21 protein-coding genes are annotated in these 19,789 nt (G+C 58.2%); 5 read left to right on the top strand and 16 right to left on the bottom strand.

Features of this window, described 5'->3' with window-relative positions:
- Positions 1-93 precede the first annotated feature (93 nt).
- The 14 genes from AC5JQH_RS02635 to AC5JQH_RS02700 all read right to left on the bottom strand — a co-directional run bounded on the left by AC5JQH_RS02635 (position 94) and on the right by AC5JQH_RS02700 (position 14,911).
- Positions 94-441, bottom strand: coding sequence for an Hpt domain-containing protein (locus AC5JQH_RS02635; protein WP_008173068.1), 348 nt, complete (start codon positions 439-441; stop codon positions 94-96).
- A complete protein-coding gene (locus AC5JQH_RS02640; RefSeq protein ID WP_491713222.1) occupies positions 434-2,191 on the bottom strand; it encodes a PP2C family protein-serine/threonine phosphatase in 1,758 nt (585 codons plus the stop codon). Before AC5JQH_RS02640 ends, AC5JQH_RS02635 begins: the two co-directional genes overlap by 8 nt.
- Positions 2,192-2,215: 24 nt before the next feature.
- Positions 2,216-2,521 (bottom strand): STAS domain-containing protein, encoded by a 306-nt coding sequence (locus AC5JQH_RS02645; RefSeq protein WP_053112487.1) that lies wholly within the window; start codon positions 2,519-2,521, stop codon positions 2,216-2,218.
- 122 nt (positions 2,522-2,643) lie between these two features.
- Complete coding sequence (gene fliJ / locus AC5JQH_RS02650) at positions 2,644-3,087, bottom strand: flagellar export protein FliJ (protein ID WP_008173065.1); 444 nt, start codon at positions 3,085-3,087, stop codon at positions 2,644-2,646.
- Positions 3,087-4,481: a flagellar protein export ATPase FliI gene (gene fliI / locus AC5JQH_RS02655; RefSeq protein ID WP_053112489.1), complete on the bottom strand. Its 1,395-nt coding sequence runs from the start codon at positions 4,479-4,481 to the stop codon at positions 3,087-3,089. The genes fliJ and fliI overlap by 1 nt, the downstream gene beginning before the upstream one ends.
- On the bottom strand, positions 4,462-5,355 hold the full coding sequence (locus AC5JQH_RS02660) for a flagellar assembly protein FliH (RefSeq protein ID WP_273071295.1): 894 nt from the start codon (positions 5,353-5,355) through the stop codon (positions 4,462-4,464). The genes fliI and AC5JQH_RS02660 overlap by 20 nt, the downstream gene beginning before the upstream one ends.
- Complete coding sequence (fliG, locus tag AC5JQH_RS02665; protein WP_273071293.1) at positions 5,355-6,398, bottom strand: flagellar motor switch protein FliG; 1,044 nt, start codon at positions 6,396-6,398, stop codon at positions 5,355-5,357. The genes AC5JQH_RS02660 and fliG overlap by 1 nt, the downstream gene beginning before the upstream one ends.
- Positions 6,391-8,100 (bottom strand): flagellar basal-body MS-ring/collar protein FliF, encoded by a 1,710-nt coding sequence (fliF, locus tag AC5JQH_RS02670; protein ID WP_493805247.1) that lies wholly within the window; start codon positions 8,098-8,100, stop codon positions 6,391-6,393. The genes fliG and fliF overlap by 8 nt, the downstream gene beginning before the upstream one ends.
- Positions 8,101-8,115: 15 nt before the next feature.
- Positions 8,116-8,484 carry a flagellar hook-basal body complex protein FliE gene (fliE, locus tag AC5JQH_RS02675; RefSeq protein ID WP_008173058.1) on the bottom strand — a complete coding sequence of 123 codons (369 nt, stop codon included), beginning with the start codon at positions 8,482-8,484 and terminating at the stop codon, positions 8,116-8,118.
- A gap of 251 nt (positions 8,485-8,735) precedes the next feature.
- Positions 8,736-10,202 (bottom strand): sigma-54-dependent transcriptional regulator, encoded by a 1,467-nt coding sequence (locus AC5JQH_RS02680; RefSeq protein ID WP_008173057.1) that lies wholly within the window; start codon positions 10,200-10,202, stop codon positions 8,736-8,738.
- Positions 10,203-10,214: 12 nt separating this feature from the next.
- A complete protein-coding gene (locus tag AC5JQH_RS02685) occupies positions 10,215-11,453 on the bottom strand; it encodes a sensor histidine kinase (RefSeq protein WP_493805248.1) in 1,239 nt (412 codons plus the stop codon).
- A gap of 230 nt (positions 11,454-11,683) precedes the next feature.
- Positions 11,684-13,135: a sigma-54 dependent transcriptional regulator gene (locus tag AC5JQH_RS02690; protein WP_424007464.1), complete on the bottom strand. Its 1,452-nt coding sequence runs from the start codon at positions 13,133-13,135 to the stop codon at positions 11,684-11,686.
- 70 nt (positions 13,136-13,205) lie between these two features.
- Complete coding sequence (locus tag AC5JQH_RS02695) at positions 13,206-13,535, bottom strand: hypothetical protein (RefSeq protein WP_008177459.1); 330 nt, start codon at positions 13,533-13,535, stop codon at positions 13,206-13,208.
- Positions 13,536-13,552: 17 nt separating this feature from the next.
- Positions 13,553-14,911: a DUF1329 domain-containing protein gene (locus AC5JQH_RS02700; RefSeq protein WP_493805249.1), complete on the bottom strand. Its 1,359-nt coding sequence runs from the start codon at positions 14,909-14,911 to the stop codon at positions 13,553-13,555.
- Positions 14,912-15,134: 223 nt separating this feature from the next.
- Here AC5JQH_RS02700 and AC5JQH_RS02705 point away from each other — a divergent pair, with 223 nt between their 5' ends.
- Entirely contained in the window at positions 15,135-15,647 is a 513-nt protein-coding gene (locus AC5JQH_RS02705) for a DUF6586 family protein (RefSeq protein WP_008177455.1), read from the top strand.
- Between the two features lie 51 nt (positions 15,648-15,698).
- Complete coding sequence (locus AC5JQH_RS02710; protein ID WP_008177453.1) at positions 15,699-15,959, top strand: hypothetical protein; 261 nt, start codon at positions 15,699-15,701, stop codon at positions 15,957-15,959.
- A 4-nt stretch (positions 15,960-15,963) separates the two neighbouring features.
- On the opposite strand, the gene AC5JQH_RS02715 is transcribed toward AC5JQH_RS02710, so the two are convergent.
- Together AC5JQH_RS02715 and lexA are read right to left on the bottom strand one after the other, a co-directional pair.
- Positions 15,964-16,455 (bottom strand): cell division inhibitor SulA, encoded by a 492-nt coding sequence (locus AC5JQH_RS02715; RefSeq protein ID WP_053112501.1) that lies wholly within the window; start codon positions 16,453-16,455, stop codon positions 15,964-15,966.
- Positions 16,456-16,497: 42 nt separating this feature from the next.
- Positions 16,498-17,109, bottom strand: coding sequence for a transcriptional repressor LexA (lexA, locus tag AC5JQH_RS02720; RefSeq protein WP_008177448.1), 612 nt, complete (start codon positions 17,107-17,109; stop codon positions 16,498-16,500).
- Between the two features lie 215 nt (positions 17,110-17,324).
- On the opposite strand from lexA, the gene AC5JQH_RS02725 reads away from it, so the two are divergent.
- The 3 genes from AC5JQH_RS02725 to AC5JQH_RS02735 are packed head-to-tail and all read left to right on the top strand — an operon-like array spanning position 17,325 to position 19,789.
- Complete coding sequence (locus tag AC5JQH_RS02725; RefSeq protein WP_053112503.1) at positions 17,325-18,326, top strand: amidoligase family protein; 1,002 nt, start codon at positions 17,325-17,327, stop codon at positions 18,324-18,326.
- Positions 18,319-19,053 carry a gamma-glutamyl-gamma-aminobutyrate hydrolase family protein gene (locus AC5JQH_RS02730; protein WP_008177443.1) on the top strand — a complete coding sequence of 245 codons (735 nt, stop codon included), beginning with the start codon at positions 18,319-18,321 and terminating at the stop codon, positions 19,051-19,053. Before AC5JQH_RS02725 ends, AC5JQH_RS02730 begins: the two co-directional genes overlap by 8 nt.
- A 31-nt stretch (positions 19,054-19,084) precedes the next feature.
- Positions 19,085-19,789: an SIMPL domain-containing protein gene (locus AC5JQH_RS02735; protein WP_014577645.1), complete on the top strand. Its 705-nt coding sequence runs from the start codon at positions 19,085-19,087 to the stop codon at positions 19,787-19,789.

Consider the following 19,789-nt stretch of genomic DNA (forward strand, 5'->3'; position numbering starts at 1 on the left):
ATGGGCGGTTAATCCACTCAATGCGAAGGACAAAGCAATTGTGATGCCAGCGCACACCTGCTTCGCCTGACAAACGGCCTGAATAGACCTGATTCACCCCACCATCAAGCCATCCAGGCCTGCGATTACCTGTTCGAATTCCCGGGCGATGTCATCCAGTAATCCCGAGGCATCGTCCAGCCGGGATTCCTTTCCTGCGATTTCCGCCCTCAGGCAGAGATCGCCAAGTCGTGGGGCGCCAATATTGATACAACTGCCCTTGAAGCTATGGGCCGTCTTGGCAAAGGCGTCACTATCGTCAGCCCTCAGGGCTTCTTGCAATCCCCGAATCCTGTCGCGGGAATCTGCAACATAGGTCTGTATCAGCACTTCGAATTCGTCCTCCATGACGTCTCGAAGCTCAGCCAGTGCCTCCTCGTCCAGGTGTGGTTTATCAGTCATCTCGATTCTCCGCTGTACGGGCGAACTGCCAATCGTAGACAATTTCAACATGATTGCCCTGTTCATGAAACCTGATGGTCTCCGCCAGACGTTTCAACAGCAGCAGGCCCCGCCCTGCATAGCGCCCGCTCATGGTTGGGGAATTACCGGGGGCCACGCTGGGATGATTGTGAAAATCAAACCCTTGGCCGCTGTCCTCACAGATAACACGAAGCCGACCTCCATCCGGTTTCAGGGAATGGTGCAGTGTGAACCGGATGTAGTGACCCTCCACGTTGGCCAGGCGCCGATTGCGCTCCGCGTAGTAGCGGCCAAAGCCCTCCGGTGAGTGCTTCCATTCTGACGGGAGTTCCAGAACACCGTGCTCCAGCGCGTTGTTGTAGAGTTCCGCCAGCAGGGTATAGATTTCGCCGCTCTTCCGTCGAAGACCCGGCACCTCCATACAGATATGAAGCAACAGAGGCAGGGGACTGAACTCTCCGAGGGTCCTTTCCCGGATTTCATAGCTGCAGCGCCATTCCGCCGGCCCGGCAAGAGCAGACGGTGCGGCACGATCTGGCAGGGTAGCCAGCCCCGCCTCGTCCATCATTTCCAGACAACAGAGCGTCAGGTCATCGCCATCCTCAAAGTTGCCGGTGAACCGGTGAACCGCGGACATCATGGCATCGAACGGATGGTCCCCATCGTCCAGCCGGTCAAGCGTGCCGGTAACGCCCTGCTCACCGAACACGTTGCCGGCGCTGTCGGCAGATTCCAGAAAGCCGTCGGTCATCATCAGCACTCTGTCGCCAGGGGCGGCACCAACCCTCTCGAAATCGGCATTGAACTGATCTGGTGCAAGGATACCGAGGGGAAGATGCCGCGATGGCAATGCCAGGAGTTCTCCGGTGGTCCGGATCAGCCAGCCATCCGGCAGACCGCCGTTCCAGATCTGCAACTGATTAAGTTTGAAATCCGCCTCAATCATGGCGCCACAGCAGAACATGCCCGTCGGCAGAATCCGTTTGAGTTTCTGGTTGATCTCGCGCAACACGTCCTGGCCGTTAAAACCCTTATTGGCCATGCCGTAGAAGATCTCGGCTACAGGCATGGCGCCGATGGCAGCCGGCAGACCATGGCCGGTGAAATCCCCCATGAAGATCAGCATCCCGCCCGCCGGCCGGGGCGAGGCAAACAACACATCACCATTGAAAATGGACAGGGGCGAAGCGTGATAACGAATATTGGAGGCATCCAGGCAGCCGGAATGAGCCACGTTATCGAAGACCCGTTTGGCGATTTCCTGCTCTTCGGTAAGTTGTCGGTTGCGCTCACGAATGAGATCCCGCTGATCCGAGAGGGCCCGGTGCATCAATCGCATTCGGTTGAAAGCCTTGATCTTGGCTTCAATGATGATCCGGTTATAGGGCTTTCCCAGGAAGTCATCGCCACCGGCCTCCAGACATCGGGCCAGGGCACCGGCTTCAGACAGGGAGGTCAGGAAAATCAGGGGGACCAGCCGTTCGCCAGCCAGGAGCTTGATCTGACGGGCCGCTTCCATGCCATCCATGACCGGCATCAGGGCGTCCAGCAGCACCAGATCCGGCGCCTCCCGCTGGAAAACAGAGACCGCGTCCAGTCCGTTTGCCACATCAAGGACTTCGTGCCCCAGTCGCTTCAGCAGTGTTTTGAGGATCAGGCGATCGCTGTCTGAATCGTCAGCGATCAGTATTCTCAGGGGACGGCTATGTTCTGCAACGGAATCATCCATGAGTACTCCGGCAGTCCGCGAGCATCAGCGGATATTGAAAAGTTGCTCGAAATTGGAGATTGAAAGGATACGACGGACATCGTTATTGCAGTTTTCGATGACGATTCCGGCACTGTCACCTCCGGCATAATCACGGAGTAACAACAGCATTCCCAGCGCCGAGCTATCGAGGTAGGTGGTGTCAGACAGATCCACAATGTAATTCCGGATGTGCGGATCACCGTGCTCGTAAGCATCACGGAACGCCTGATGGGTGCTGAAGTCGAAACGCCCCTCTATCCTGATAACAAGAGTCTGACCGTCATCATCGCGGCGCGTCTGGATCGGCATTCCAAAACCTCCCGGGCTATCAAGAGCAGCATTTGACCGGCGTGTACTACCAGCCCTACATCCGGTAAGGATAGCTGAGTGGTCTGATTTTGCATCTGTATTTGCTTGATGCGGAGCAAGATTCAGCGTCGACGTTGGTTAAAAGCCCGCCCCGCGGCCTCATCCGAAAGCTTCTGTTCCCGGAGATCCTGCTCCCTCTGCTCCTGCTGGCGGCAGGTTTCTATGTATTTTTCCATGCCACGCCGGCGCTCCCAGGCGTGCTGCCATTCCTTTTTGCGCGCCTCGAAGACCTTTTCCGCCTGCTCCAGCTGCGTCTGTTGCTGCCGGATTACCTGATCCAGTTGCGCAATAAAGGCCTGCCACGCCTGGAGCCTGGACACCTGCACAATCCCCTGTTGGCTGTTGCGAATCTGATCCCGGTACTCCTGCTGGTAGCGATTCAGGTTCTGGACCTGTTCGCGCTGCTGCTCCGCCAGCTTCCTGGCCTCTCCCATTCGCTCCAGGGCTTCCTGCTCCTTGCGCTCCTCCAGGGAAAGAACCACTTCCAGACGCCGGGAACGCAGCATCAGGCATCACCTCCGCCGCCAGCTGCCGGATTCGGCACGGCCGACTTACGCCGATCGGGGGATCGACGCTCTGGCACCACCGCCAGCAACTGGTCAACACTTTCCTTCAGTGGTGCACTCTCATTCAGGCCCTGCTGCAGGAACTGGCGCATATTACCGATGTGAGTGATGGCAAAATCGGTCTCGGGATCGGAACCCTTCACGTAAGCGCCGACAGAGATCAGATCCCGGGCCTGCTGGTACCGTGAGTACACCTGCTTGAATCGCTGGGCCCTGGAAAAATGTTCGGTCTCGGTTACCTGCGGCATCACCCGGCTGATCGACGCTTCCACATCAATGGCGGGGTAGTGTCCCTCTTCGGCAAGCCGGCGGGAGAGTACGATGTGGCCATCCAGAATCGCCCGGGCAGCGTCTGCAATCGGATCCTGCTGGTCATCGCCTTCGGTCAGTACGGTGTAGAACGCCGTGATAGAACCACCTCCGGGGCGACCATTGCCGGTTCGCTCCACCAACTGGGGCAGTTTGGCAAATACCGAGGGCGGGTAGCCTTTGGTCGCCGGCGGCTCACCCACGGCCAGGGCAATTTCCCGCTGGGCCTGGGCGTAACGGGTCAGGGAATCCATCAACAGGAGCACGCGTTTGCCCTGATCCCGGTAATACTCGGCAATCCGGGTGGTCAGCATGGCGGCGCGCAACCGCATCAGTGGCGAATCGTCCGCGGGCGCGGCCACCACCACCGAGCGGGAAAGGCCCTCTTCGCCCAGGATGTCTTCGATAAACTCCTTTACCTCGCGGCCCCGCTCACCAATCAGGCCCACCACGGTGATGTCGGCATCGGTAAAGCGGGTCATCATGCCCAGCAACATACTCTTGCCCACGCCACTGCCGGCAAACAGACCCAGGCGCTGCCCCTGGCCGACGGTCATCAACGCATTGATCGCCCGTATACCCACATCCATCGACTGCCGCACCGGGGCGCGGTTCAGCGGGTTGATAATATCGCCGGTGAGCGCCACGCGGGCTTCGGCCTGCAAGGGGCCTTTTCCGTCCAGGGGCTCGCCACTGCCATCGACCACCCGGCCAAGCAGCTGGGGGCCAACCGGCACCCGGCTTGCGGCAGACAGAGGCACAACCCTGGCACCGGGCTTGAGCCCCTCGATTGCTGTCAGGGGCATCAGATACACCCGGTCGTCCTCAAAGCCCACCACTTCCGCCTCAACATTACCGGTGTTCTGGCCAAAAATGACACAGCGGTCACCGACCACCATGGGGCAGCCGACACATTCGAGGGTAAGGCCCACCATGCGGGTCAGTCGGCCGGAAAGTTCAGGCTCGGGCTCGCTTCCCAGAAACTCCTGAAAGCGGTTGAGGCGATCAGCGAGGCTCGAGGTCATCACCGTCACCTGTATTTTGCGCCGGCTTCGGATCGTCTGAGGAATCCCCGGTCTCCGGGGAATCCAGCACGTCCCGATGGAAACCGGTCAAGTCTTCCATCATGGAGTCCAGTTCCTCGGTTTCTCCGCCCTCACTGTCGCTCATCTGCTGGTCCAGCATGCTCTGCACGGCCCGCTGGAAACGTTTCTCAACTGTGAAATCCACCAGGCTGTGGCGGGTTTCCACCTTACAGCCACCGGGCAGAATACTGGCGTCTTCAATGACGGAAGCGGACGCTTCGAGGCGGGCGGTCACCTCGCGAACCATTTCACAGTCTTCCGGGTTTATATGGATGCGGATGTTTTCCGCGGTGGAGGGTAGCGCCTCCATGGCGCGGCGAACCACGTGACGGATCTGGGAGGAGTCGATGGTCAGTTCACGATAGACCACCGCCCGGGCCAGAACCGTGGTCAGGTTGACCAGAGAGGTTTCAAGTTCGTCCTCGTGGCGCTTGATCGGCAGCAGCAACTCACCGAGCAGATGTTCGAGACGGTCAAGCTTGGTCTCGATTTCCTTGCGGGTATCGTCGTAGCCCTGACTTTTGCCTTGCTCCCTGCCCTCTGCCAGGCCGGTTTCCAGCCCCTCCTGGTGGCCTTCCTCTTTGCCGGCCTTCAGGCCATCCTGGTAACCCTGTTCCCGGCCCTCGTTATAGCCGTCTTCCCGGGCCGCCTCGCGAATCTCGTCAATGTCGGCGGCGGTGAGGGGCTTGACCTCGCGCTCCTCTTCCCGCGCTACTTCATTGCCACGGGCATCCAGCAGGGGCAGCTCCCACCGTTCATAGGCGGTCAGCTGTTCCTTGGGAATGCGATTGACGTCACGGGTGGAATCTTTCATCACATCATTTCTTCGCCGGCACCGCCGAGGGAGATTTCACCGGCCTCGGCCATACGGCGTGCAATGGTGATAATGTCTTTCTGGGCGGATTCAACTTCGCTGACCTTGACCGGCCCCTTGGCCTCAAGATCATCCTGCAGCAATTCCGCAGCGCGTTTGGACATGTTCTTGAAGATCTTGTTCTGAACCTCCTCGTCGGCGCCCTTGAGGGCCACCACCAGCACTTCCGAGGACACTTCCCGCAACAGCGCCTGGATTCCGCGGTCGTCCACTTCCTTTAGGTTATCGAACACGAACATCAGGTCTTCGATGGTGCTGGCAAGGTCCGGATCCATATCCTTTATGGAATCCATCAGATTGCCTTCGATGCTCCGATCCATGAAGTTCATGATGTCCGCTGCCCGCTTGACCCCGCCAATGCGGCTGGTCTGGGAGGCGGCGCCACCCGAGAACTGCTTCTCCAGGATATCGTTGAGTTCCTGCAAGGCCTGGGGCTGGATACTCTCCAGTGACGCAACACGCATCATCACATCAAGGCGGACCTTCTCATCCAGGGTGCCAAGAATTTCAGCGGCCTGATCCGGATCCAGGTAGGAAATAACAATGGCCTGGATTTGCGGGTGTTCGTAGCGAATGATGTCGCCAACGGCCCGGGGCTCCATCCACTTGAGAGTATCGAGGCCGGTGGTATTGCCGCCAATCAGGATGCGATCGATCAGGCTGGATGCCTTGTCGTCGCCGAGCGCCTGGGTGAGCATCGTCCGGATGTACTCGTCATTGCCTACGCCAAGCCCGGTCTGCCCGCCTACGGCATCAACAAAGTGGTTCATCACGTAGGTCACTTCGTCCTTGCTGACATCCTTCATCTGGGCCATGGCCACGCCCACACGCTGGACCTCTTTGGGGCCCATATGCTTGAGGATTTCTGCGGCATCCGCTTCGCCCAGTGACATGAGCAGAATCGCAGCCTGCTCCACACGCGGAATTTTCCGCTGCGGCTTTGATGGCTCACCGCCACCCTGTTGATTGGCTTGCTCAGTCATCGACGTTCACCCACTGGCGCATTACCTGTGCGACCCGCGCCGGGTCTTCGGCAATCAACCCTTTCAATGCGTTCAGCTGCCTATCATAACCGTCTGTGGCACCCGGCAAAAGCAGATCATCCTGAGCGGACATGGCCTTGCGGAGCTCATCTCCACCCTCGATGTCATCCAGGCCCCCGTAACCACCGCCACTGCCGGAGCCGGAATCCAGGCCGCGTTCCCGCTGGCCACCGCCGGACAGGCTTTTAAGCGTTGGGCGCAGCAGCCCCAGCACGAGCACCAGAATCACCAGGCCTGCGAGCACTTGCTTCATCAGTTCCCAGAACCAGGGCTGTTCCCAGAACGCCGGAGCCTCGAATTCAACGGATTCTTCCTGCGCAAATGCGGTATTCATCACCGTAACACTGTCACCCCGGGCAGCTGAATAGCCCACAGCGTCCCTAACCAGCATGCTGAGCCGCTGCAGCTCCTGCTCCGGCCAGGGCTCGTAGCTGACTTCGCCCGTTTGTGGATCCACTACTTTCATGTCGTCCACCGCCAGAGCCACGGTCACCCGCTTGACTCTGCCCAGCTCCTGACGTCGGTAGCTGACAGTACGATCCATTTCATAATTCCGCGTGGATTCACTTCGCACGTTGACCGGTGCTGGCGCCGCCTGCTCACCATCACCACCGGCAGCCTGCTCTGGCACCGTAGCATTAGCCGGCGGCTGGTTTGCCAGCGCACCGGGAATGCCGCCCTGTGCGCCGGCAGTGCGCCGTTCGGTCAGCTCACGCTCACTGCGCACCGCCTGCTGTTCGGGGTTGAACAATTCCTGTGCCTGCTCCACCGAGGAGAAATCGAGATCCGCCGACACTTCGGCACGATAGCGGCCATCACCCACGATGGGTCCGATGAGAGAGGCAACCCGACGTGTCAGACGCTCCTCGACTTTGGCGGTGTATTCGTATTGGTCCGCCATCTGATCCGCACCGCTCTGACTTTGCTTGCCCGTCAACAGATTGCCGTTTTGATCGACAACGGTTACGTGTTCCTTGCTCATCATGGGAACACTGCCGGCAACCAGATTCACAATAGCGTTAATCTGTTCCTGTTCTGGCCGGCGACCAGCGAAAACTTCAAGAAACACCGAGGCAGAGGGATCACGGGCATCGCGAACAAAGACAGAGCGCTCCGGGATAGCCAGGTGCACACGGGCATTCCGAACGCCACGCATGCTGGCAACGGTGCGGGCAAGCTCACCCTCAAGCCCGCGCCGGTATGAGATGGTTTCCATAAACTGGGACGTGCCGAGACCACGTTCCTGGTCCAGCAGTTCGTAGCCCATGGTTTGACGATCGGTGACACCTTCGGCCGCCAGCTTCAAACGGGCGTTGTAGACCTGATCCGAGGGAACCAGTAATGCGCCGGTGCGCGGATCCATCTTGTAGTCGATACCGTTGCTTTCGAGGATGGTGGTCACATCCTGGGGATTGTAGGATGAAAGATCACCCACCACCGGCTGATAGTTCGGCTCCTGAGCCCAGAGCACGACCGCCAGCCCCAGCGCCACGCTGGCGGCAAGCCCCACCATAAGCCCGATCTGGCGCAGCAGGTTGAGCCGGTTGAACCCCATGAACAGGTCGCTACGGCTCTCTGGCGCGTCTCCCTCCCGGGCTGCGGGCATGTTGGAGGCATTGGTTTCTGCAGGTACGCTGGCCATGACTCTGCTCCGTTATCAGATCGGCATGTTCATAATGTCTTCGTAGGCCCGAACCACCCGGTTACGTACCTGGGTTAGCGCTTCGAAGGAGACAGAGGATTTCTGGGCGGCAATCATCACACGGGTGATGTCTACGTTCGGATCGCCCATGTCGTAGGCGGTTCGCAGATCCCCAGCCGTTTTCTGGAGGTCGTTCACGTTGTTCACCGCGTTGCTAAGCATGTCATTGAAGCTGGGCGTCTCCTGGGTTTCCTGAACCTGGCGAGGGCCGTCTATGCGACCACGAACCGATTGATCCTGCTCGACCCGCTGGTTCTGCATCATCTGTGAACGCAGGGACCGGATATCGGACAAAACACTGTTGATGTCGGCACGCTGAACCATAACTCTCTCCTGGCTCCGCCCTCCCAGGGACGGAATTGCTCTTGGGATAATCTTAGCTCCGGTGAAGCAATTGGCAGGCCAAGTAGTTTTTAGATAAAAATATCAGAAGGTTACGGATAAAAGGACGGAGTCGTGAAAGTTCCATGACGGACTTTTGACGACGGGCAGGGTGCCCCCACCGGCATGGGGAATCGAAGATAAAAAAACGGCACCCCGAGGGGTGCCAATGAAGGAGTTCGTCTTGCAGGGGGTCAGACCAAGGCCATTTCGGCGTCCAGATCGATTCCGGCGTCGCGCATCTGGGCCAGCTTGTACCTGAGCGTGCGGGGGCTGATCCCCAATTGCTCCGCGGCCCTGTTGCGACGCCCACGCTCTTTCCGGAGTGTCTGAATAATAATACGGAATTCCTGCTGCCTCAGATCATCTCCCAGCGAAACCGCGCCCTCCGGCTCGTCACTGCGCAAATGAGAAGGTTCGTCTAGGGGGGAAAAGCCAGAGTCTGAAATATCCGGCTCGCCCGCTGCTATGTTGGCAACGGTTTCGGTCATCGAAACCGGCGCCGCGCTGCGAAGGTCCGGCCGGCCGGTGATGCCCAGCTCCAGACACAGATCGCCAGAGTGAATGACATTTCCCTGGTGCAGCACCAGCGCTCGCTGGATGGCATTGTCCAGCTCCCGCACATTCCCCGGCCATTGATGATTCATAAGCGCACTTTTTGCGTCCTGGGCAAAGGTAATCCCGGTCAGCTTCATTTTGCGGCAATGCTTTTTAAGCAGCGAAGTAGCCAGTGGCATGATATCCAGCGGCCGCTCCCGGAGCGGCTGCCAGTGCATCGGGAACACTGTCAGACGGTAATAGAGGTCTTCCCGGAACTTGCCTTCGCGAACGTAATCCGCCAGATCCCGGTTGGTGGTCGCTACAACACGGACATCCAGGCTGATGGTCTTGCGACCACCAACCCGCTCCACTTCCCGCTCCTGCAATACCCGCAAGAGCTTGGACTGAAGCCCCAGATCCATCTCCGAAATCTCGTCCAGCAGAATGGTTCCGCCGTTGGCCTGCTCGAATTTGCCGGGCGAGGAGGCGACGGCACCGGTAAAGGCACCTTTCTCGTGACCGAACAGGATAGCCTCCAGCATGTTTTCCGGTATTGCAGCACAGTTGATCGCCACGAATGGCTGCTCTGACCGCGGGGACTGCTGGTGAATGAACCGGGCAAGGACTTCCTTGCCAGTTCCGCTTTCCCCCGAGATCATGACGGTGGAATCGCTGCCGGCCACTTTGGTCGCCAGCTGGAACATCCGCTTGCTGATCGGGTCTTCTGCCACCGGTTCATCACTGGCTTTCTCACGCCCGCCGCCAACAACCTTGCTGACGGCATCCACCAGGAAACGCGGTTCGAATGGCTTCACCAGATAATCGATAGCGCCGGCCTGCATGGCGGATACCGCATCGCTGATCTGGCCATAGGCCGTGATCAGCATCATTGGCAGGCCCGGGTACAGCCGCTGCACCTCTGCCAGAAGCTGGTGCCCTGACAGACCCGGCATGTTGACATCACTGACCACCATATCCACCGGAGCCTCGGCCAGTCGCTCAAGGGCTTCGCTGGCATTGCATGCTTCCCGAACCCGGAATTTTGCCAGTTCGAGGGTGGTTACCAGCGCTTCACGCAGGTCATGGTCGTCCTCAACAATCAGAATCTGGGCCTTGGCCATGGTTGCCTCCGATCAGTGTCTGTTACGTAATTGCGGCAAACGCAGGGTGGCTACAGCACCGCCCTGCTCCGGCGATTCAATGGAAAACCGTCCCTGATGCGCCTTGATAACGGCCTGAACCACTGCAAGGCCGAGACCCGTGCCATGGGACTTGGTTGTATAAAAAGCTTCGGTCAGCCGGGCAGCGTCCGAGAGCTCAAAACCTGGGCCGTTGTCCACAACCCGGATGACCAGTTCCCCGGTTTCCTCGGTTACCCGAACCGCCACATGGCGAGCGCCGGCCTCCAGGCTGTTATTCACCAGATTGGTACAGGCGCCAACTAGGGCATCCCGATTACACATCAGCCGGCAGTCGCTGGAGATTTTGTTCTCAAGCTTCACTGTCGCGCCCGGAGCCGGCTTCAGCCCCTCGACTGCCGATGCCAGTGCCGAGACCAGTTTGTCGGCAGATAACTCCTCGGCCAGCCGGGTTTCGCCCCGGGCGAAAATGAGCATATCCCGCACCTGCTGTTCCAGGTGGGTCAGGCGCGACATCAGGCGGGAAGCACAGCGCTGGCGCATTTCTTCGTCCAGGTCCTCCTGGCTCAGATGACCACCGTAAAGAATGGCCGCGGACAGCGGAGTACGGATCTGGTGAGCGAGAGACGCAACCATCTTGCCCATGGCAGACAGGCGCTGGGCGTGTGCCAGCTGCGCCTGAAGGTACCGGGTTTCGGTTAGGTCTGTCAGCAGGATTAACTGGCCGGGCTGGTTTTCCATGGTCCGGATCTCGATGCTGACCCTGCGACCATCCTTCAGAGATACTTCGTGGCCATCGTCCCGCCGGGGCGCAAAGCAGCGATGGATGACATCAACCCAGCGGGCACCGTCAAGGGGCTCCCCCAGAAGCGCAATAGCTGCCGGGTTGGTCTGCGTTACCACGCCCTGGCTATCCAGAACGACAACGCCGGCAGGCAGTGCGTTCAGCAAGGTGGACAGACGATCTGCCAGCTGCTCTTTTTCTTCAAGCTCCTGCTGACGCTGGAGCGATTCCTGGTTCAGCTCGCCGGAAAGCTGGTTGACCCGGGATTCGAGGGTCCGGTAGGAGTCAGTGATCTGCCGCGACATCCGGTTGAACAATTCCAGGGCGGTATCCACCGCCTCATCGTCCTGTTCCGGAAACAGGGCGGTAACCTTGTCATTGACGTCCGCCGCAGCGTTGGTCTTTGTGCCGCCCGCGCCGGACTGAAGAACAAATTGTGCCTGACTCATAACCTGACTCCCCGATCGGCCCGTCGGTTCGGACCTCATAGTTCGGATACTTCGTTTGCAGGTTTGTAAGCCAGCAACGTGCCAACTTGATTTTTTCTATATATTTCAAAGGCAAGGAGATTCTTGAAAGAGTAGAATGACAATTTTACGTCGGTCAGAAACGGAAACGGCGCCTCAGGTTACGAACCTTTGACGCCGTTCAGGGAGCTCTAAATTCCGGGCGATCCTGCTCAGGACTCCTCAGATTCCTCTTCCCGCAGCCCGTACTTTCGAACCTTCTCTACCAGAGTAGTGCGTCGGATCCGCAGCTTCTCGGCAGCCCTGGCCACAACGCCGCCGGCCTCGTCGAGCGCCTGCTGGATCAGCTGTTTCTCGAGGTTGGAGAGGTAATCCTTCAGGTCGATACCGTTCACCGGCAGCAATGCCGGGGCATCCAGGCCCACCAGGCCAGGAATACCGGAAGGCATACCCGTGTCCTCCACCGGGCGATTCTCATCATAGTCGTCAACGTAGCGGAACTTCTTGGGCAGCTCCTGCACGCCGATTACACCATAGGGATGCATGATCGACAGGCGTTCGACAAGATTCGCCAGTTCACGCACGTTACCGGGCCAGTCGTGCCGGCAAAGACTCATGATGGCCGCTGAATTCATCCGCAGCGATCCACGCTTCTCTTTTTCCATCCGGGAAATGAGTTCGTTAATCAGGAGGGGAATATCTTCCACCCGGTCACGCAGGGCCGGCATCTCGATGGGGAACACATTCAGGCGATAATAGAGGTCTTCCCTGAAATCCCCGGATTCAATCATGTCTTCCAGGTGCTTATGGGTGGCGGCGATTACCCGCACATCTGCAGACTGGGTGCGATTGCTTCCCACCCGCTCGAAAGTGCGCTCCTGCAGAACCCGGAGAATCTTGACCTGCATGTTGAGCGGCATGTCCCCGATCTCATCGAGAAACAGAGTGCCCCCCTCGGCCATCTCGAAGCGCCCTACCCGGGCCGTGATGGCTCCGGTAAAGGCCCCTTTTTCATGGCCGAACAGCTCGCTTTCCAGCAGCTCCGCCGGAATGGCGCCACAGTTGACCGGAACAAATGGTTTATCACGACGGGAAGAATGGTAATGCAGGTTGCGGGCGACCACCTCCTTGCCGGTACCGGACTCACCGGTAATGAGAACGCTGACGTCCTTATCCGCCACCTGCTCCATAAGCTGGCGTACCTGCTGGACTTTTCGGCTGGTTCCCACAAGGCTCCGAAAGAGCTGCAAACCGCGCTGCTGGCCACGCTCCCGGGAGCGGCTGAACTGATCCCGATAGATCTGGGCCCGGTAGAGCGAATCAACGAACTTCGTGTAATTCAGCGGCCATTCCATGCGAGCAATGATGCGACCGCTGGTCTCATCGGACAGCCCCTTGAGCTCAGGGTGACCGACAACCAGAAACGGTACGCCCTGAACGGCATCACAGACAGCGTTGATCGCCTCGGTGACTCCTGCATCCTCGCCATTCACCACCGCGACTGCGATATCTGAAAGGCTTTCCTCATCACCACTACTCAAAAGTGCCCTGGCTTCATCGCCGGCAAGGACCTGCTCCTCGCCAATGAACTCAAGAATGGTGACTATGTCCCGCAATCTTGAATCATCCTCGCTCAGCACCAGCACTTTGTTATTTTTAGACATTCAACCGAATCTCTTGGGGGATTTGTGCGGTATTTAAGACTGTAAGAACCCCAGAGTCAATTTTATGACGCTATTTTGGTCGATTCGAAGAAACGTTCTGGTAGGCCTTCGCCGCACTCCGGTTCCTGTTTACACCCTTCAGCCCATCTTCCGCCTCCTTGCGGGCCATTCGGGCCGATTCATCGGCGGCGTCAATAAACTGCTGTAGTTCCTGCAAGCGGAGCCTCACCGGCTCCGCATCAACCTCTCCCGCTTCCAGGGCAGCCATCAGCGGCTCGACTGCCGGCTTCACCTGCTCGTTCAGCCCCGCCATCGCGTCCCAGTCCTTTTCGGCCAGGGCGCGACCGAGATCCCCCATCAGTCTATCCAGGTGGTCCAGGTGAGCTTGCGGGTCTGCCATGTCAGTCTCCTTGGAAATCAGCGGCGAGCGGCACGACGGGCGGCGGAGGCAGTAAATTCGTTGCCGCGGAACCCCGGGGCGAAATCGTACGCCGGGAATCCATTATCCAGCCCATCAATGTAATAACGCTCCGCCTTCAGGTCGTACGTCATTTCCATGGTAGTCCAGAATACCGGCTCACTGTAATAGCTGATGTTGTGAGCTTCCGACACACGCCACAGATTCCCCTCTGCATCGTATTCCTCGGACGCGAGGATCTGCCAGCTGTCTTCATCCAAGTAAAACACGCGGCGGTCATATATGTGGCTGATACCGGTACGGCGTTTCGCTTCGACAACCCAAACCCGATGCAGCTCGTAGCGGGTAAGCTGCTGATTGATATGGCCCGGACGAATCACGTCGTCGGCTTCGATTTCCGGCCCGTGAAGCTTGTAGGCATTGTAAGGCACGAACAGCTCGCGCTTGCCTTTCAGCTCCCAGTCGTATTGGTTAGGCGCACCGTTGTACATGTCTTTCTGGTCGACGGACCGCAGCGAGGATGAATTCGGCAGGTCGGTTTCGTAGGCCAGGTTGGGCGACCGGCGAAGACGACGGGAACCGGAATCGTACCGCCACGCAAGACGCGGCGACCGCACCTGGTCAAGCGTTTCATGCACCAGCGTGATGGTGCCGGCCAGTGACGACGGTGAGACAGTGTCCGTCTTCAGGTAAAAAATCTTGTTATCGATTTCCGCCAGCTCCGCACCCCTCTGGCTGTATGCGAAGAAGTAGTCGTAATCATTGACCACCGGGTTGTAGGAGCCATCCCTCTGGGGCGTTGCAGAGGCACTACGCAGGGAAATTTCTTCGCCCCGATAGCGCAGGATATGGTTCCAGATAACCTCCAGACCATTTTTTGGAATCGGGAAGGGACTGGTCATGATGGTGACACGAACGCCGTTACCATTGTCCAGCAACTGCGCTGTCAGCGCGTTCTCACGAAATTTGTCGTAGACGTGCTCGGGAAACGCGGCAGTCCGTCGGGTCTGGTAAACCGGCATGAAGAAGTCGGGCCCATACTTCTCCAGCATGGCAATGTGACCGTCTGAAAGCTTGTCCCTGTATAGCTCCAGGTTGTTGGAGGTAATAACGAAAAGAGCTTCATCTTCGGGAAACGGGTTAATTTCCACTTGCCCCTCACGCCAGCCGTCCGGCGGCGTGGCCAAACCTCCGGTCCATTCGGGTATGCTGCCTGAGCGGTTGCCCGCCTTTTCGGCTCCGACCGGGGTCAGTTCACCACCCAGCCGCTCGGCCTCGGCGGCCGTGACCTTGGACAGGGCCTGTCCGGAAAACCCGAGAAAAACCAGTGCGACACCTGCAACCAGTTGGCTTCGCATCCCTTACACCTCCAGAAATTCATGCTGTTGGGTAGCCGCCACGAGCAGAACTCGCACAGCCGGGCGCCTTTTTGCCAAATTCAAACGGTCGTTTCAAGTGAATGTTTGTGTTTTATTGTGAAACCTCACCGCACAGAGAATGGAAGAAATTTGATAGCGAAAATGATATAGTGACGAATTAATTTTCGGGGTTATACCCGCGCTGGGGGATTGAAGGTATTCCATGGCCTCGCAATGGCACTCACTGGTTTCTCAAAAGCTCTTTCTCGCCCGCACGCTGCTTCAGCCACTCGACCGGCCCACAGACGAGGCTCAGGAACAACGTCCCAACGAGGCGGAACAGGCGCTGCGCCGGGAGGCCGCTATTCAGGGGGCGATCGAGCTGCTTCTGCGGTCTCGAAAACTGTTGCTGGTCATGGTTGCGAGGCTATACCAGAGAAAATCAGAGGAGCCTTCAACCCTTGATGAGCTGGTCGCTCTTATCGGGCCAGAACCGAGTGAAGTTGGCCGCCTGAAGGAGCTGGAACAGCGATCCGGGAGTTGGTGGAACCATCTGGAGCAACTCGAGCGCGCCCAAAGCAGACCCCCGGCGACCAAAAAAACCGTGAGCGAGGAAAACATCATTGCGGTATCGGCCGATTCCGGCCCGGATCGATCGTCGGCTGCGTTGATGAAAACGCTGACCGCCGTCAAACATTTTGCCGACGATCTGGAAGAGCAGCACAGCGAGTGGTAAGCCACTCCCAGCTCCGGTTATTCAAATCGTATTAACTTGAAGGTTTATTGAATGTCACCATCGTTTTTTGAAATCGTGCAATTGACCAATGGCGATTACGCTCTGCGCCGCATTGATGATGACAGTGCGCCACTGGTAAAAATCTCTTTTTCGGAAGAAGCCCGGGAAATGATGGAAGATCGGGATATGTCGGTTGCCAAAGCCATGATTGCAGCTGGCATTGAGGCTGTAGGCAATGTTGCCCACGATATCGACTGGGAAGATGACGAACTGGACGCCTCAGACGCCCAGCCCTCCTACACTCTGCATTGATCGGTTAACGCTGCCTGAGAACGACGCCGTGGCTATTGCCCTCGGCCGAGGCTCTTTGCAGGGATTCGAAGGCAACTCGCCCCAGTTTACGGGTCCACATGACCACAGCGTGACAGGTGCCGGCACTGAGGGCTCGCTCTGCCAGGTCCTGGGCAGGATAGTCCGGTGTTGAACGCAGCACCAGCAATTCGCCGGCGACAATCCCGTGCATTTTTTGCCACTTGCTAACCAGCGCCTGGGGCGGGTCGATCCAGGCCAGCCAGCGCTTCTCTTGATTCAGCTGGGTCAGCATTGGCAACAGCAGCTGGAAATTTTCTACCTGGCCTTCCGGCAGAATGATCTCCGTCACATTGCCACAGACTTTGGGTTCGGTGGTTTCCGGAGCGCGTCGGGCGCGAATGACGGAACGTCGCTCGCGGGCGGCGGTTGCCGACACTGAACAGGACAGAGCATTGGGGTTGTAGGCCAGATTCTGATTAAAGCTCATTTGTTCCATAATTCACCCGTTATTCAAACTATCTGAGGCTATCCGAACCGCTCAGTGCAGGTCAGAGCGGCGGATAACACCAACACCCAGACCCTCGATGAACAGCTCCTGTTCGGTCAGGTCCACTTCGATCGGTGCGAATTCTTCGTTTTCGGCAATCAGGTAGACTTTCGAGCCTTCCTTGCGGAAACGCTTTACCGTGACCTCATCGCCAACCCGGGCAACAACCACCTGGCCGTTGTGAACATCCTGGGTACTGTGAACTGCCAGCAGGTCGCCATCGAGAATACCGATGTCTTTCATGCTCATGCCCCGGACCCGCAGAAGATAATCTGCAGACGGCGAAAAGAATTCTGGCTGCAGTGTGCAGTGGTCCTCGATGTGCTCCTGAGCAAGGATCGGACTACCGGCAGCGACCTGACCAATGACCGGGAGGCCCAGATCCTCTTCCGCCTCAGGCAGACGGATGCCGCGGCTCGCTCCCGGCACCATCTCGATGGCACCTTTCCTTGCCAATGCCCGGAGATGTTCTTCCGCGGCGTTGGCCGAACGGAAGCCCAGTTCTGCTGCGATTTCAGCACGGGTTGGCGGATAGCCGGTCTCGTCGACGTATCGGCGAATAATATCCAGTACCTGGGACTGCCTTGCTGTCAGCTTCATCAAGCTACTCCGCTATATCGGGATCGGGCCGCTGCAAACATCAGCCTCTCGTAAGAGTGGCTCCGGTGGCCCTGTTTTTTTATACAGTAAACTGACTATATACAGTGTTTTATCCAGTGTAAAGTCGGCTCCCTGATTTTCTTGCATCCGCTTAATAATAAGGATCAACAGCGGTGTGATATGGTTAGGGCAATATTCCTCACGAACCAGGGAGCACCATGACTCAAGTCAGTGCCTGCAGGATGCCTGAAATCCTAGAGACGAACGAAGGGAAGGAACGCCGGGTTGGCGTCGAGATCGAACTGTCTGGTCTGGGCTACGATGAGCTGGTTACATTGGCGGCGAAGATGCTGGAGGGCACACCTGAGCTCAAGTCACGCTATGTGACAACCTTGCAGACAGCTCTTGGCGACTTCACGGTTGAGCTTGATTCCGATCCGATCAAGGATCTTGATCTGGCGGATGAGCGCCTCCCCGAGTCCATTCGTGAACTCGGTGGACAGGCGATGGATGTGATCGACGCCGCGGCCGAACGCGTGGTACCCCTTGAGATCATAAGCCCACCCCTGAAGTTTTCCAGCGTCGAGGTGATTGAAACGCTCGTCGACAAGCTCAGGAACGCCGGGGCACTGGGCAGCCGGGACGCCATCTATTTTGCGTTTGGCCTGCAGCTTAATCCCGAGTTGCCCGACCTCAGCCCGGAGACCCTGGTTCGTTACTTCCAGGCGTTCGCGGCCCTGTATGAATGGCTCAAGCACCGGCATCAACTGGACGTCAGCCGCAAATTCACTACGTACATCGAACCCTGGCACGGCCGCTACACCGAGCTCCTGATGGAGGATAACTATCAACCAAACCTCGGGGAGCTCATGGAGGATTACCTGGAGTTCAATCCTACCCGCAATCGCGCGCTTGACCTGCTTCCACTGTTTGCCCACCTGGACAAGGAACGGCTGGAACGCCATGTTCAGGATCCCAGGATAAAAAGCAGGCCAACCCTGCATTACCGGTTGCCGGATTGCGACATCGACAATCCCGGCTGGCATTTCTCAACCGTTTGGAACGACTGGGTCGTCCTGGAGCAACTGGCCAACAATCCCGACGACCTGGCCGACATGCGGCAACTGTTCCGGGAGCGCCGCAAACTGAATCTTCACAACCTGACCCACAGCTGGCGGGAAACCACTGACGACTGGCTGGCCAAAAACGGGTATGTCTGAAGAGTCCAAAGAACAGGAACTTGAGGTTCCGGGCCTGACGATCGGCATCAGTGGTCCCGCTCGAAAAAGCCTTGCCCATCGCCTGATCAGCCTGGGTCTGCGCCTCCACGGTGCCCGGACCCACTATATTCGCCCCGGTTCACGGGTTGCCGTACCGATGCTTGATGGCCTGGTGCTGTCAGGCGGCACCCACGTCCATCCTGAACGTTATGGGCAGGAGCCACAGGTTACCGCCAACTATGACCGCAAGCGGGATAAAACCGATCAGTCACTGCTTGAGCAGGCTGAAGCCATTGGCATTCCCGTGCTCGGGATTTGCCGCGGCGCCCAGTTCATCAACGTTTTCCACGGCGGGTCCCTGTGCCAGAACGTGACACCGCTGAGGGTCAATACCCGGCATCGCCCACTGCTCTTGCCCCTGCAAACCGTGCGACTGGTAACGCACAGCCGGCTTGAGCAAGCCATGCGCTCCCCGGTGATCGGCGCCAACCGGATTCACAGCCAGGCCATCAAGCGCCTGGGCCGCAACCTGCGCGTGACCGCCGTGGACAATGATCTGTTTGTACAGGCTATTGAAAGCACCGGACGCCAATGGCTAACGGGCATCCAATGGCACCCGGAATACCTGCTCTACCATGGCGGACACCGACGCATCTTTGGCCAGTTCGTGGATGCTGCCCGCCGATACAAACTGGCGCGCCTGGAACCGGATTCCGACGACGCCTGATCCATTAACGGTTTCCAAAGGAGGCACTACCATGAACGGACGGAACCGAAAGCTCCGTTTAAACCTGAAGTCCGGTTTTATTCTCCCTCTCGCGCTCACAGTACCTGCTCTGACAATGGCAGGTGAAGTTACGCTCACTGGCGAGGGCAGTGTCCGATACGAGCCCGACAGCGCCAGACTCCAGTTCACAGCCAGTGCCGAGCACGAGCTTCCCCAGAAGGCCACCGAACGGGTAGCGGCCCTGATGGCGCAGTGGCGCGAGGGTATTACCGAGTATCAGGATCAGCTCAATGATTACTCAGACGCGTCGGTAAACCTTTACACCCGAACTCTGCCCGCATCTGAAAGAGAGGAGCAGCCCCGCAAGCAGGCCGTCGCCTCCCAGACCGTCAGCTTCAGCATCAGTGATCTTACTCTGCTCAACCCCCTGCTCCAGCAGGCCCAGGCTGTGGGCCTGGATTACCACCTGGGCCCTCACCAGTTCTTCCACTCGGATGAGACCGGTATGGAACAGGAAGCACTGGCCAGAGCCATCGCAGACGCCCAGGCCCGCTGCCGATTCGTGGCCAGTCAGCTCGACCAGAGCTGTGGTGATGTAGTCACCATCAACATCAATGGCGGGCACCGCCCGGTACCAATGATGATGGCGGAGGCCAAATCCATGTCGGATACGGTCTCGAGCGTGGGTGAGCGGGAAATCCGGGCCTCAGTGAGCGCCACCTTCGAGCTGGACTGA

The sequence above is a fragment of the Marinobacter sp. H13 genome (assembly GCF_059072335.1).